Source organism: Neomegalonema perideroedes DSM 15528 (assembly GCF_000374145.1).
Taxonomy (GTDB): Bacteria; Pseudomonadota; Alphaproteobacteria; order Rhodobacterales; family Rhodobacteraceae; genus Neomegalonema; species Neomegalonema perideroedes.
In genome coordinates, this window is sequence record NZ_KB893654.1 from 1,050,759 (window position 1) to 1,062,559 (window position 11,801).

The window sequence follows — 11,801 nt, forward strand, 5'->3', positions numbered from 1 at the left end:
AGGCCGCGCCGACTTCATCCTCCCGCCGCCCTGAGGAAAGGCCGCGCCGCACAGGGCGACCGCCGCCGGAGAAATCCACGCGCGCGCCGGCTCCTCTCGGCTCCGCGAAGGCCGATTCTCGGAGGAAAGACCGGCGGCCTTCGCAAGATTGAAAACCTATCGCGCAAGGCCGGTCGCTTCCGATCGCGCCGCGCCCAGCGACAAGCCCTAATGGGCGTCCATGTTCAGGGAGGAACATTCATGCTGAAGAAACTCATCGGCTCGGCCGCGCTCGCGCTGGTTCTGGCGGGCTCGCCCGCCTTCGCGGCGGAGCTGAAGGTCGGCTCCATCGTCGAGCTCTCCGGCCCCGGCGCCGCGGCGGGCGTCAATTTCCGCGACGGCGTGAAAATGGGCTTCGAGGAGATCAACGCGACGGGCGGCGTCTTCGGCTCGCCGGTCAAGATCTCCGAATACGACAGCCAGACGGATCCGCAGGTCAGCCGCGCCATGGTTCAGAAGGCCATCGACGACGGCGTCCATGTGATCGCGGGGACGGTCTTCTCCTCCTCGACGGTGGTGAACATGCTGGTCGCCCGCCGCGCGGGGATTCCGCAATTCACCGGCTCGGAGGCTCCGAGCATCACCGGCATGGGCAATCCCTATATCTTCCGCACGGCCTTCGGCTCTCAGAAGGGCGTGCCGAAGATGGCCAAATACATGGCCGAGGAGATGGGCGTGAAGAAGGTGGCGGTCGTCTGGGCCAACACCGAATTCGGCAAGGGCGGCTACAGCGCCTTCAAGGCCGAGGCGGCGAATTACGGGCTGGAGATCGTGGCCGACATCCCGACCGAACAGGCTCAGACCGATTTCTCCGCCGACGTGCTGCGCGCCAAGAACAGCGGCGCCGACGCCCTCTTCGTCTATCTGACCGAGGAGGAGAGCGCCCGCTTCCTGCGCGAGGCCCAGAAGCAGAGCATCGGCAAGCCCATGATCGGCGAAACCACGCTGATCGGCCATAAGGTCATCGAACTGGCCGGAGAGGCCGCCGAGGGCGCCATGGGCCACGTCGGCCTGACGCCCGACGCCGACATCCCCGCCATGAAGGACATGGTCGAGCGCTTCAAGCAGCGCTTCAACTACACGCCCGACCATAACGCGATCAAGGGCTACACTCTGGCCCATATCATCAAATGCGTCTCCGAGGAGGTCGGGTCTCCCGACAGCGCGGCCATCGCCGAAAAGATGCATGGCCTGACGCTGACCGTCGAAGCCTGCCCCGGCGTGCTGATGGACGTCAGCTGGGACGAGACGGGCGAGATGTCGCGCGAGAGCTTCTTCGTCGAGGTGAAGGACGGCAAGCAGGTCGTGCGGGCGATTCTGCCGCCGAACTGACGCCCGACCGCCGCGCCGGAGGCGGATTCCCTCTTCGCCTCCGGCGCGTCGCCGCCTCCTGTCAGAAACCTCCGTGAGGAGACCGCCCATGGCGGAGTTCATCCAGATTCTCGTCTCCGGCCTCGCCGCCGGCTCTATTTACGCGCTCGCGGCCGTCGGCTTCACGCTGCTTTGGCAAGCCTCGCAGACGATCAATTTCGCTCAGGGCGAATTCGTCATGCTGCCCGCCTTCTTCGTGCTGATCGGCATGAATTTTCTGGGGCTCGGCCTTTGGCCCGCGGTGGGCTTCGCGCTGCTGCTTTCGCTGCTGATCCTCGGGCTGACCTTCAAGAAGCTGATCGTCGAGCCCATGCTGCCGCATGGAACCTTGCCGCTGGTCATCGCGACCATCGCGCTGGGGCTGCTCATGAAGGAGAGCGTGAAGGAGTTCTACGGCGCGACCGCCCAGCCCTTCCCGCCGATTTTCCCGCAGAAGGTCTTTCATGTTCTGGGAGCCAGCGTTTCGGCGCAGGACATCGGCAATCTGGCGGTCTCCATGCTGGCGATCCTCGGGCTTCAGCTGTTTCTGAGCCGCACCCGGACCGGACGCTGCATGCAGGCTTCGGCGCAGAACCCGCAGGTGGCCGAGATCCTCGGCGTGGATGTGAAGCGCATGGCGCTCTACACCTTCCTCATCAACGCGGCTCTGGCGACCATCGCTTCGGTGCTGATCTCGCCGGTCTACCTCGCCAAATTCTCGAACGGCGAGACGCTCGGCCTCGTGGCCTTCATCGCGGCCATCGTCGGGGGCTTCAACCAGATCCGGGGGGCGTTGGTGGGCGGCCTGCTGATCGGCGTGATCGACAATATTTCGGCGGTCTACATCTCGGCGCAATATCGCGCGGCGGTTCCGCTGCTTTTGCTCATCGCCATCATCCTCTTCCGCCCGCAAGGCTTGCTGGGCTCCAAGGAAGGACGCGCCGTATGACCCGCAAGCAGATCCTCTTCGTCGTTCTGGGAATCGCGGCGCTGATCGCCGCGCCCCTCGGACAGGGCAATTACATCATCTATACGATGACGTCGTGGCTGCTCTTCTCCATCGCGGCCATGGGGCTGAATCTGACGCTCGGCTACGCCGGACAGATCAGCCTCGCTCAGGCGGGCTTCATGGGCGTCGGCGCCTATGTCACCGCGCTGATGACGCTGGCGGGGGTTCCCTGGATTTTGGCGGCTTTGTCCTCCATCGGCTCGGCCTTCGTGGTGGGGCTGCTGCTGGGCTATCCGGCCTTACGGGTGCAGCATCACTTCCTCGCCTTCGTGACGCTGGCCTTCAACACGCTGCTGTTCCTCGTGCTGCGCAATGAGGAGGAGATCACCGGCGGCTCTTTCGGCCTGATGGGCATGGAGCGTCCGACGGTTTTCGGGATCTCGACCGACGGCAATCTGAATTTCTACTACTTCGCGCTGGTCTGCTTTCTCGTGGCGGCGGGGATCATGTGGTGGATCTTGCGCTCGCCTTGGGGCCGCGCCTTCAAGGCCCTGCGCGAGAATCCCATCCGCGCCGAGAGCCTCGGACTGAAGGTGCGCCGTCAGACGCTGTTGGCCTTCGCCATCGGCTCGGCCTTCGCGGGTCTGGCGGGGGCGCTCCAGAGCCCGCTGGTGCAGTTCATCGAGCCGAGCAGCTTCGCGCTGAATCATTCGCTGAAGATCCTGCTCATGGTGGTGGTCGGGGGCGCGGGGTTTTTCTTCGGCCCGATGCTCGGCGCGGCGGTGGTGATCCTGCTGCCGGAGATCCTGCGCTTCACCGAGGGCTATTATCTGATCATCTACGCGCTGCTGGTGATCGTCCTGATGGTCTATTCGCCCAATGGGCTGATCGGCGCCGGACAAAAGATCTGGAGCAAGTTCAAGCCGAAGCATGAGGCCCGCCGCGATCTGGAGAAAGGATTTCAGCTATGAGCGCCCCCATTCTCTCCGTGCGCAACATCTCCAAGCGCTTCGGCGGCATCCGCGCCGTGAACGACGTCAGCTTCGACGTCCATAAGGGCGAGATCCTCGGGCTGATCGGGCCGAACGGCTCGGGCAAGTCGACGCTCTTCAACTGCATCCTCGGCCAGCTCAAGCCGACCGAGGGCCATTGCGAGCTGAACGGCGTCTCGACCGACGGCGTGCGCCCGGCCGAGCTTTCGCTGATGGGCGTGGGCCGCACCTTTCAGCAGCTCTCCGTCTTCCCCAAGATGACGGTGCTGGACAACGTGATCCTCGCCGGACAGGAGCATGAGGGCTCGATGCTCTCGCGGCTCTTCGGCGAATCCGACGCGGGCCTGACCCGAAAGGCCGAGCAGCTCATCGAGTTCTTCCGCCTGACGCCCTATCGCGACACGGAGGCCGGTTCGCTCTCCTATGGCCAGCAAAAGCTGGTGGACGCCGCCATGGCCTTCATGGCGGGGCCGGGGATCGTGCTGCTGGACGAACCGGCGGGCGGCGTGAATCTGACCATGCTGGCGCATCTCAAGGAGCGGCTCCAGACCTATAACCGCGAACATGGCGTCACCTTCGTGGTGATCGAGCATAATATGGAGTTCGTCATGTCGCTCTGCACGCGCATCATCGTGCTGGCGCAGGGCGAGATCATCGCCGAGGGGAGCCCGGAGGAGATCCGGGCGAACCAGATGGTCATCGACGCCTATTTGGGAGGCTGATCCATGCTGGAGCTTCAAAAGGTCACCGGCGGCTACGGCCGCATCACGATCCTGAATCAGACCTCCTTCGCCATTCCCAAGGCTTCGATCACCACGGTGATCGGGCCGAACGGAGCGGGGAAATCCACGGTGTTCAAGGCGATTTTCGGCCTTTTGAACATCCATTCGGGCCAGATCCTGCTGGAGGGCGAGGAGACCACCCGCAAGCGTCCCGCCGAGATGATCGCGCGCGGCGTGACCTATGTGCCTCAGGGGCGCAACGTGGTGCCTCAGCTTTCGGTCCTGCATAATCTGGAGCTGGGCGGCATCACCGCCAAGGACCAGACCAAGGTCAAGCGCCGCATGGAGGAGGTCATGGACCAATTCCCCATGCTGCGCCAGCGCAAGGACCAAAAGGCCATCGAGCTTTCCGGCGGCCAGCAAAAACAGCTGGAGATCGCGCGGGCTTTGCTGCTGGACCCCAAGCTGATCCTCATCGACGAGCCTTCCATCGGCCTCTCGCCGAACCTCGTGCAGGAGGTGTTCCAGACCCTGATCCGCCTGCGCGATCAGGGCGTGACGATCCTCATGGTCGAGCAGAACGCCAAGGCGGCTCTGGCGATGTCCGATTACGGGCTGGTGCTGGAGCTGGGCCAGACGCGCCTGTTCGACAAGGCGGATAAGCTGCTGGCCGATCCGCGCGTGGGCCAGCTCTTCCTTGGCGGACATATCGAAGACGCCGCCTAAGAGGCGTCTTTCCCGGCGCAGTCAGCGCGGCGCGCGCCGGAAGGACCAAAGCCGGTTCAGGGCGAAGCTCAGGGCGGCGGCCGTCCCGACGGCTGCGGCGAGGGCGGCGGAGGCGCTCCAGCCGAGCGGGCCCGCCGCCAGAGCGAAAACCGCCTGATTGGCGGCGAAGCCGCAGCCCGCCACGAGGGAGAACCGCGCGAAGGCTCCGCCCCTCCGTCGTCCGTGGCCCTGAAAGGAGAAGCGGGAATGTCCCCCGAAGCTCAGCAGGAAGGCGACGAGAAAGGCGAGGAGATTGGCCCGCTCCGCGCCCATCCCCGCCGCCGGCAAAGCGAGGGCGACGAGGAGATGGCAAAGCGTGGCCGCGATCCCGACCAGCGTGAAGCGCAGACCTTCGAGGGCGGGCGTCATCGGCGCGGCGGGATCTCGCGGTTTTCGGCCACCACATAGCCGGGCCGCCCCTTCACCTCCGAGAAGATCCGCGAGACGTATTCCCCCAGCACCCCGATGGAGAGCAATTGCACGCCGCCTAAGAAGAAGATCGCCACCGCCAGCGTGGACCATCCCGGCGGATCGCGGCCCCAGAGCAGGGTCTCGACGGTCAGCCAGATTCCGTAAAGGATCGAGAGCGCCGCCACCCCGACGCCGATCAGCGTCCAGATGCGCAAAGGCCAGCTGGTGAAGGCCGTCATCCCGGTGACGCCGAGCCTCAGCAGCGCCCCCAGCCGGAATTTGGACCTCCCGCCCTGACGCGGCGCCAGTTCGATGGGCAAAGCCGTCGAGCGGAAGCCCACCCAGCCGTAAAGCCCCTTCATGAAGCGGTTGCGTTCGGGCAGGGCGCAGAGCGCGTCCACCACCTTGCGGTCCATCAGACGGAAATCCCGCGCGTCGGGGGGGATCTCCACTTCGCCATAGCTGAGCAGCCGGTAAAACAGGCGCGTCAGCAGACGCTTGAGCGCCGGTTCGTCGCGGCGATGCGCCCGCACCGCATAGACCATTTCAAAGCCCTCGCGATGGCGCGCCAGCATCTCGTCCACATGATCCAGCGATTCCTGAAGATCCGCGTCGAGCAGGATCACCACCGCCCCGGCGGCCTGCCGGAGCCCCGCCATGATGGCCTGCTCCTTGCCGAAATTCCGCGAGAGCCGCACCAGCCGCAGCGGAACGCGCAAAGGCTCGCGCCCGGCGATCTCCGACGTGCCGTCGCGGCTGCCGTCGTCGACGAGCACGATCTCCGTCCTCAGGCCCAGCGCGAGGCCCTTGGCCTCCAGCCGCCGCAGGGTCTCGGCGACGCTCTCCGCCTCGTCATAGGCCGGGACCACGAAGGAGAGATCCGGAGGCGGCGCGCGATCCGGCGCGATCTCCTCGAAACGCAATCCGGGCGACCAGTCTCTGGGGTTCTGATTCATGGCGTCTCTCCGCCGCTGACGAACAACTCATATCGGCCGAAGCGCCCGACCGGACGAAAGCCCGCCGCCTCGACCTGCGCGGCCTGTTCGACGGGCGCGGAGAGGGCGACGGGGCGAGGCCCTGCGGCCAGAGCGGCGAGGTCTCCGGGCTTCACGGAGCGCGCCCGGCCCGCCGTGTAGAACTCCGCCGAGAAGGAGCGGCGCCCAAGGACGTGAAGCGGCTCCTCCTTCAGCCAAGGCCGCGCGGCCTCGACCAGAGCCTCATGGGTTTTCAGCCGCAGCGTCTCCGGAGCAAGCGAAACCAGCGCCACGGCGACCGCCGCGAGTCCGACCAGCCCCAGCCCCAGAGCCGTCAGCCGCCGCAGGACGTCTTGCGGGAGATCGGCGCCGGGCGCCGCCGCCATGAGGATCGCCGCGGCGGGCAGGGCGGGCAGGGCGTAGGCGGGCAGGATGTTGCCCGCAGGCGTGAAGAAGATCAGCGGCGCCAGAACCCAGCAGAGCAGATAGGAGGCGAAGCCGGAGGGAAGCGCGGCCAATCCCGCCAAGCCCCAGGAGCGGCGGCGCCAGAGCAGCGCGGGCGCGAGCAGGCTCCAGGGCAGCGCGATCATCAGCGCCATGGGCCAGATCCAACCCTTGGGCCGCAGATGCGCCGAGCCGTAGAGATCTCCGCTCCAGCCGGGGACGAGGAAGCGCTGAACATGCTCGCCCCAGAGGAAATAGCGCAGGAATCCGGGCGTGGAGATCTCAGAGGCGAGATGCCAGGGGACCACGAGCAGGATCAGCAGAAGCATTCCTCCCGCCCAAGGGAGCCGCCGCAGATCGCCCCAGGCCCGCCGGATCGTCAGCCAAGGCGCCAGCGCGACGAGGAGAAGCGCAAGGGCGACCGGACCTTTCGCCATCAGCCCCATGGCCAGCCCGAGAAAGACGGCGTATCCCCAGAGCGGCGCGGATTCCTCCTCCTGCGTCGCCCGCCAGAATCCGACCATCGCCAGAACCAGCCCGAGGACCATCGGCATGTCGGTCATGACGAAGGCCGAGGCGCCCCAGAACAAAGCCATGCTGGAGAGGATCGCCGTCGCCGCCAAAGCCCGGTTCGGCCCGAGGATTCGGGCCGTCCAGCCATGGACGAGCGCCAGAATCGCCAGCGAAACCGCCAGAACCGGCAGACGCGCCGCGAAGGCGCGGACGCCGAAAGCCTCCATCCCCAGCGCCGAAAGCCAAGTATGGAGCGGCGGCTTGCCCCAGAAGGGAAGGCCGTAGTCGAATTGCGGCGTGATCCAGTCTCCCGTCTCGACCATCTTGCGCGCGATCTCGGCGTAGCGGGCTTCCGTGGTGTCGACGAGCGGCAATCCCGCCATGGCGATCAGGCGCAGCGCCAATAAGGCCGCGAGCAGCGTCCAGATTCGTCGTCGGAAGGCGACGGCCTTCGCGGGCGGGGCTTCGGAGAGGGGGGAAGCGTCTCCGGTCAAGTCTCGGCTCGTCATCTTGCTCTTGGTCCTGAGGATCCGAAGGCCGGACCATGGACCAGACCGCATGGCCGGAAGATTGTCCGGATTATACGAAAACGTAATGAGAAGCCCGGTGGCGCCGGATAGGGCTTTCGGGGATGCTGAAGAGCCCCAGAGGACGGAGACGACGAAGAAGATGCGCATTCTCGTGGTGGAGGACGACGCCGAAACGGCGGCCTATATCCGGTCCAGTCTGGCTCAGGCGGGCCATCAGGCGGAGGTCCGCGCCAATGGCCGCGAGGGCTTCCTCAGCGCGCTGGACGAGGATTTCGACGTGCTGATCATCGACCGGATGCTGCCCGGTCTGGACGGCCTGAGCCTCGTGAAGTCCATCCGCAGCGCGGGCTGCCGGACGCCGGTCATCTTTCTGAGCGCGCTCGGCGGCATCGACGACCGCGTCGAGGGGCTGGAGGCGGGCGCCGATGATTATCTGACCAAACCCTTCTCGATTCTGGAGCTTTCGGCTCGGCTCGGCGCCCTGACGCGCCGTCCGCCTCTGCGCCCCGAAGAAGAGACCGTGCTGAAGGTCGCCGGGCTGGAGATGGATCTGATCCGCCGCAAGGTGACGCGATCCGGACGCCTCATCGATCTTCAGCCCCGGGAATTCGCCCTGCTGGAGCATCTCATGCGCCATAGCGAGCGGGTGGTGACGCGGAGCATGCTGCTGGAGGCGGTCTGGAATTTCCACTTCGACCCCCGGACCAACGTCGTCGAGACCCATATCAGCCGTCTGCGCGCCAAGATCGACAAGGATTTCCCCTTTCCCCTGATCCACACCATCCGGGGCGCGGGATACAGCCTCCATGCTTAGGCGTCTTCTGCGCAAGGCGGCGCCGCGCTCCACGGCGCTGCATCTCTCGCTGCGGTATTCGGCGTTGTATACGGCGGTGACGCTGCTCGTCTTCGCCTTCGCCTATGTCGAGATGCGGAGGGAGGTCTCCGAGATGCTCGGCGACCAGCTCGAAGGCGAAGCCCAAATCCTGCGGGAGCGCTATCAGGATTTCGGCGTTCCGGGCGTGGTTGAAACTCTAGAGGCTCTGGTCTCCTTCAGCGCCCGGGGAAGCCGCTTCGCGCTCTTCGTCGGGCCGAAGGGCGAAAGGCTCTTCGCCAATACTCCTTTAACTCCGGAGGAGGCTCCGGGCCGCTTCATCGGCAAGGAGAAGGCCCGGATCGCGCCTTCCGACGAGGAGATGTCCGGCTATGAGCTGCGCCGGATCGCGCTGGGGCCGAACCAACTGATCCTCGGCGTGGGCGACCATATGCGCATGGAGATTCTGGAGGCGCTCGCGGCGGCGCTCGCGGTGGGCTTCGCGCTGATCGCCGCCACGGGGCTGGTCTTCGGCCTGTCGATCGGGCGGCGGACGGAAAGGCGGCTTCAGGAGATCGACCAGACCCTGACCGCCGTGGGACGCGGCGGCATCGGCCTGCGCATCCCGGAGGACCCGCGCCAGACGAACGAGCTTCTGCGGCTCTCCGGCTCGATCAACGCGACGCTCGGCGAACTGGAGAAGCTGATGGAGAGGCAAAAGCGCATCTCCGCCGACATCGCCCATGATCTGAAGACGCCCTTGCAGCGTCTGCGCCAGCGTCTGGAGCGCTTCGGTCTGGGCTTCGCTCCGGAATCTCCGGAGGCCGCGGAGATCGAGCAGGCTCTGGAATCCGTCGATCATCTGATGAGCGTGTTTCAGGCGATCCTGAGAATCGCGGAGATCGAGGATCATCGCCGCCGCGCCCGTTTCGCGTCTGCGGATCTCGCGGAGATCGCCGCGCGCGTCCATGACGCTTATGAGCCCGTCGCCGAGGAGAACGGCCAGATCCTGCGGCTGAAGCTTCCCGGGCGGCCCGCGCAAGTCTTCGGCGACGGCGAATTGATCGCTCAGGCGGCGGTGAACGCGGTGGAGAACGGCTTGCGCCATTGCCCGCCCGGCGCGCAGATCGAATGTGAGGTCGGAGAGGCGGAGGGCGCGCCCTTCCTGCGGATCTCCGACGACGGCCCCGGCCTTCCGCCTGAGGAGATGGAGAAGGTCTTCGAGAAATTCCATCGCGTGGAGCGCAGCCGCACCACCCCCGGCAACGGCCTCGGGCTGGCTCTGGTCAAGGCGGTCGCCGATCTGCATGAAGCTCAGGTCGGGCTTGAGAATCTCCGCCCCGGCCTGCGGCTGGAGATCCGTTTCCCGCCTGTGCAGAGGAGCGGCGCCCGGCGGCTCCCTTGAGCGGGGGCGGTTGAAGGCCGCCTCCCGCCGCGCGTCCCTTCGCCGCCGCCGGTTTTCCTGCGGCGAGATTCGGACCGGAAAAGAGGCGGAAAGCTCCGTCCAAAAGAGGATGATCCGCAGGAATCCTCCGCGAAACCGGCGTCCGGGGCCGCGCCTCCCATGGCGGACGGCCTCCCGCCATGGGAGGCTTCAACCGCGTCGGAATTGCGCGGAATTTTCAGGTAGGAAACTGAATATCCTCAAAAAATATCCAAAGTTTGAGGGGGCGGCCAATATCCTTCAAGGCGCGGCTCCCCTCGGCGAAGGAGTCTCAAAGGTGGATCAACGTGTGCGTCCTAATCATAGGTTGCATAAAATTTATGATTTGTTAAATTTTCGTATATGGAGCGCTGCGAAGCGTCCTATCTGATTCCTGCTTAGCCGCACCACCTCTAGGGAGTCCGTCATGAACAAGAAAACCCTCGCCGCCGTTGCGGCCCTCCTCGCCGCGCCCTTCGCCGCGCCGGGCTACGCCCAGACCGCCCCGGAGCAGACCGTCGTGTTCTCGCTCGCCGCCAAGGTCGCCCCTTCCTGCCGCTTCACGACCTCCGACACCTCCTCGCGGGTGCGGTTCAGCGGCACCGCCGATTTCGGCACCCTGACGAGCACCTATCAGGGCGGCGGCACCAGCGTGACGAAACTCGCTCAGATCAAGACCCTCAATCTCAACGGCCTGAACCCCGCTGCGGATCATGGCGACAGCTACGCGTTCTTCGTCTACTGCAACCCCGGCGCCGCGGCTCATCTGACCTATAACCGGGGCACGCATCTGATCACCGACGGCGGCGACACCGCCGCGAAAAGGATCCCCTACAGCGCCCTCGTCAAGGTGGGCGGCTCTGAGGAGTTTGTGAATAAAGTCGACGGAGACACCACCACGATCACCGGCGCCGATATGGCCGTCGCCGCCAATCGGGCGATCGCGCTGAAATTCCAGATCTCGAATTTCCTCGATTACAACGGCTCCGTCACGAAGCAGGTCGGCGATTACGCCGACACCTTCACCATCTCCCTCGCGGGGCAGTAAGCTGCGAAGTTCGGGCGGCGGAGCCTTGCGTTCCGCCGCTCGATTCTTCGTCTGGAGGCGTTTCAGACCGCGCCGACATCATGAAGATGAAGCCCCCGGTCCCGTCGGAGCGCGGCTTCATGAAAATCGGCCAGGGGCGGAGCCATGATCAAAAGAACAATGCGCGCGATGATCTTCGTCGCCCTGCTGACGGGCTGGGCGATTCCGGAAGCGCAGGCTTTCGAGATTTCTCCGATCAGCCAGCATCTTGAAGCCCATGGCCCCGGAGTCCGGGGACGCCTCACCTTGCGCAATCCGCGCGACGCCATCCTTCCCGTCCAGACTCGCGTGATGCGGCGCCATGTGGCCGAAGACGGCCGAATGACTCTGACGCCCGCCGATGCGGATTTCCTCATCTTTCCGCCTCAGGCGCTCGTGCGCCCCAACAGCGCGCAGGCGATTCAATTCCAGTATGTCGGCGAGCCGCTCGCCGAAGGCAGATCCTATGTGCTCTATGTGAGCGAGGTTCCGGTCGCCTCGACGGGCTCCGTAATCGTGCGGATGGTCTTCGAGATGGGCGCCGCGATCTATATTTATCCGCCCGGCGCGCAAACCGATCTCCGGCTTGAAAGCGTGACCCCCCTGCCGGGCGGCGGCGCCGAGGTGCGGGTGCGCAATTCAGGCGCGCGCCATGGCGTCCTGCTGAACGGCCTGATCGCCGTGCCCGGCGCGGAGACGGCTCTCGCGGCTTATGGTCAGGCCGCCCGAACCGCGCCGGAAAGCGCGATCGTGCCCCCGCATTCCGTGCGGCGCTTCGTGATCGGGGGCGCTTCCGCGCAAAGGCCATGACG

The 11,801-nt window shown here is 65.6% G+C and carries 12 protein-coding genes; 9 read left to right on the forward strand and 3 right to left on the reverse strand.

The window, feature by feature from the left end; all coding sequences use genetic code 11:
- Nucleotides 1–240 precede the first annotated feature (240 nt).
- The 5 genes from B161_RS0112065 to B161_RS0112085 all read left to right on the forward strand — a co-directional run bounded on the left by B161_RS0112065 (nucleotide 241) and on the right by B161_RS0112085 (nucleotide 4,778).
- Entirely contained in the window at nucleotides 241–1,371 is a 1,131-nt protein-coding gene (locus B161_RS0112065) for an ABC transporter substrate-binding protein (protein WP_018633669.1), read from the forward strand.
- Between the two features lie 88 nt (nucleotides 1,372–1,459).
- On the forward strand, nucleotides 1,460–2,338 hold the full coding sequence (locus B161_RS0112070) for a branched-chain amino acid ABC transporter permease (RefSeq protein ID WP_018633670.1): 879 nt from the start codon (nucleotides 1,460–1,462) through the stop codon (nucleotides 2,336–2,338).
- The gene (locus B161_RS0112075; protein ID WP_018633671.1) at nucleotides 2,335–3,309 is read left to right on the forward strand and encodes a branched-chain amino acid ABC transporter permease; all 975 of its coding nucleotides are present in this window, start codon (nucleotides 2,335–2,337) and stop codon (nucleotides 3,307–3,309) included. Before B161_RS0112070 ends, B161_RS0112075 begins: the two co-directional genes overlap by 4 nt.
- Nucleotides 3,306–4,052 (forward strand): ABC transporter ATP-binding protein, encoded by a 747-nt coding sequence (locus tag B161_RS0112080; protein ID WP_018633672.1) that lies wholly within the window; start codon nucleotides 3,306–3,308, stop codon nucleotides 4,050–4,052. Before B161_RS0112075 ends, B161_RS0112080 begins: the two co-directional genes overlap by 4 nt.
- Nucleotides 4,053–4,055: 3 nt before the next feature.
- Nucleotides 4,056–4,778 (forward strand): ABC transporter ATP-binding protein, encoded by a 723-nt coding sequence (locus B161_RS0112085; protein ID WP_018633673.1) that lies wholly within the window; start codon nucleotides 4,056–4,058, stop codon nucleotides 4,776–4,778.
- Nucleotides 4,779–4,799: 21 nt separating this feature from the next.
- Here B161_RS0112085 and B161_RS0112090 read toward each other — a convergent pair whose 3' ends face one another.
- The 3 genes from B161_RS0112090 to B161_RS0112100 are packed head-to-tail and all read right to left on the reverse strand — an operon-like array spanning nucleotide 4,800 to nucleotide 7,653.
- Nucleotides 4,800–5,186 carry a GtrA family protein gene (locus B161_RS0112090; protein WP_018633674.1) on the reverse strand — a complete coding sequence of 129 codons (387 nt, stop codon included), beginning with the start codon at nucleotides 5,184–5,186 and terminating at the stop codon, nucleotides 4,800–4,802.
- Nucleotides 5,183–6,184: a glycosyltransferase family 2 protein gene (locus B161_RS0112095; RefSeq protein WP_018633675.1), complete on the reverse strand. Its 1,002-nt coding sequence runs from the start codon at nucleotides 6,182–6,184 to the stop codon at nucleotides 5,183–5,185. Before B161_RS0112095 ends, B161_RS0112090 begins: the two co-directional genes overlap by 4 nt.
- Complete coding sequence (locus tag B161_RS0112100; protein ID WP_051085769.1) at nucleotides 6,181–7,653, reverse strand: ArnT family glycosyltransferase; 1,473 nt, start codon at nucleotides 7,651–7,653, stop codon at nucleotides 6,181–6,183. The genes B161_RS0112095 and B161_RS0112100 overlap by 4 nt, the downstream gene beginning before the upstream one ends.
- A gap of 175 nt (nucleotides 7,654–7,828) precedes the next feature.
- Between B161_RS0112100 and B161_RS0112105 the strand changes: the two genes are divergently transcribed.
- From B161_RS0112105 to B161_RS0112125, 4 genes are all read left to right on the forward strand, one after another.
- Nucleotides 7,829–8,503, forward strand: coding sequence for a winged helix-turn-helix domain-containing protein (locus B161_RS0112105; RefSeq protein WP_018633677.1), 675 nt, complete (start codon nucleotides 7,829–7,831; stop codon nucleotides 8,501–8,503).
- Complete coding sequence (locus B161_RS0112110; protein ID WP_018633678.1) at nucleotides 8,496–9,905, forward strand: sensor histidine kinase; 1,410 nt, start codon at nucleotides 8,496–8,498, stop codon at nucleotides 9,903–9,905. The genes B161_RS0112105 and B161_RS0112110 overlap by 8 nt, the downstream gene beginning before the upstream one ends.
- A gap of 445 nt (nucleotides 9,906–10,350) precedes the next feature.
- Nucleotides 10,351–10,971: a hypothetical protein gene (locus B161_RS0112115; RefSeq protein ID WP_018633679.1), complete on the forward strand. Its 621-nt coding sequence runs from the start codon at nucleotides 10,351–10,353 to the stop codon at nucleotides 10,969–10,971.
- A gap of 144 nt (nucleotides 10,972–11,115) precedes the next feature.
- Nucleotides 11,116–11,799: a fimbrial biogenesis chaperone gene (locus B161_RS0112125; RefSeq protein WP_205619241.1), complete on the forward strand. Its 684-nt coding sequence runs from the start codon at nucleotides 11,116–11,118 to the stop codon at nucleotides 11,797–11,799.
- Nucleotides 11,800–11,801: the final 2 nt, after the last annotated feature.

What these genes read in the sequence shown, in the direction of transcription:
- B161_RS0112115 (WP_018633679.1), top strand. Translation starts at nt 10,351, where the DNA reads ATGAACAAGAAAACCCTCGCCGCCGTTGCGGCCCTCCTCGCCGCGCCC.
- B161_RS0112070 (WP_018633670.1), top strand. Translation starts at nt 1,460, where the DNA reads ATGGCGGAGTTCATCCAGATTCTCGTCTCCGGCCTCGCCGCCGGCTCT.
- B161_RS0112110 (WP_018633678.1), top strand. Translation starts at nt 8,496, where the DNA reads ATGCTTAGGCGTCTTCTGCGCAAGGCGGCGCCGCGCTCCACGGCGCTG.
- B161_RS0112085 (WP_018633673.1), top strand. Translation starts at nt 4,056, where the DNA reads ATGCTGGAGCTTCAAAAGGTCACCGGCGGCTACGGCCGCATCACGATC.
- B161_RS0112105 (WP_018633677.1), top strand. Translation starts at nt 7,829, where the DNA reads ATGCGCATTCTCGTGGTGGAGGACGACGCCGAAACGGCGGCCTATATC.
- B161_RS0112095 (WP_018633675.1), bottom strand. Translation starts at nt 6,184, where the DNA reads ATGAATCAGAACCCCAGAGACTGGTCGCCCGGATTGCGTTTCGAGGAG.
- B161_RS0112090 (WP_018633674.1), bottom strand. Translation starts at nt 5,186, where the DNA reads ATGACGCCCGCCCTCGAAGGTCTGCGCTTCACGCTGGTCGGGATCGCG.
- B161_RS0112065 (WP_018633669.1), top strand. Translation starts at nt 241, where the DNA reads ATGCTGAAGAAACTCATCGGCTCGGCCGCGCTCGCGCTGGTTCTGGCG.
- B161_RS0112075 (WP_018633671.1), top strand. Translation starts at nt 2,335, where the DNA reads ATGACCCGCAAGCAGATCCTCTTCGTCGTTCTGGGAATCGCGGCGCTG.
- B161_RS0112125 (WP_205619241.1), top strand. Translation starts at nt 11,116, where the DNA reads ATGATCAAAAGAACAATGCGCGCGATGATCTTCGTCGCCCTGCTGACG.
- B161_RS0112080 (WP_018633672.1), top strand. Translation starts at nt 3,306, where the DNA reads ATGAGCGCCCCCATTCTCTCCGTGCGCAACATCTCCAAGCGCTTCGGC.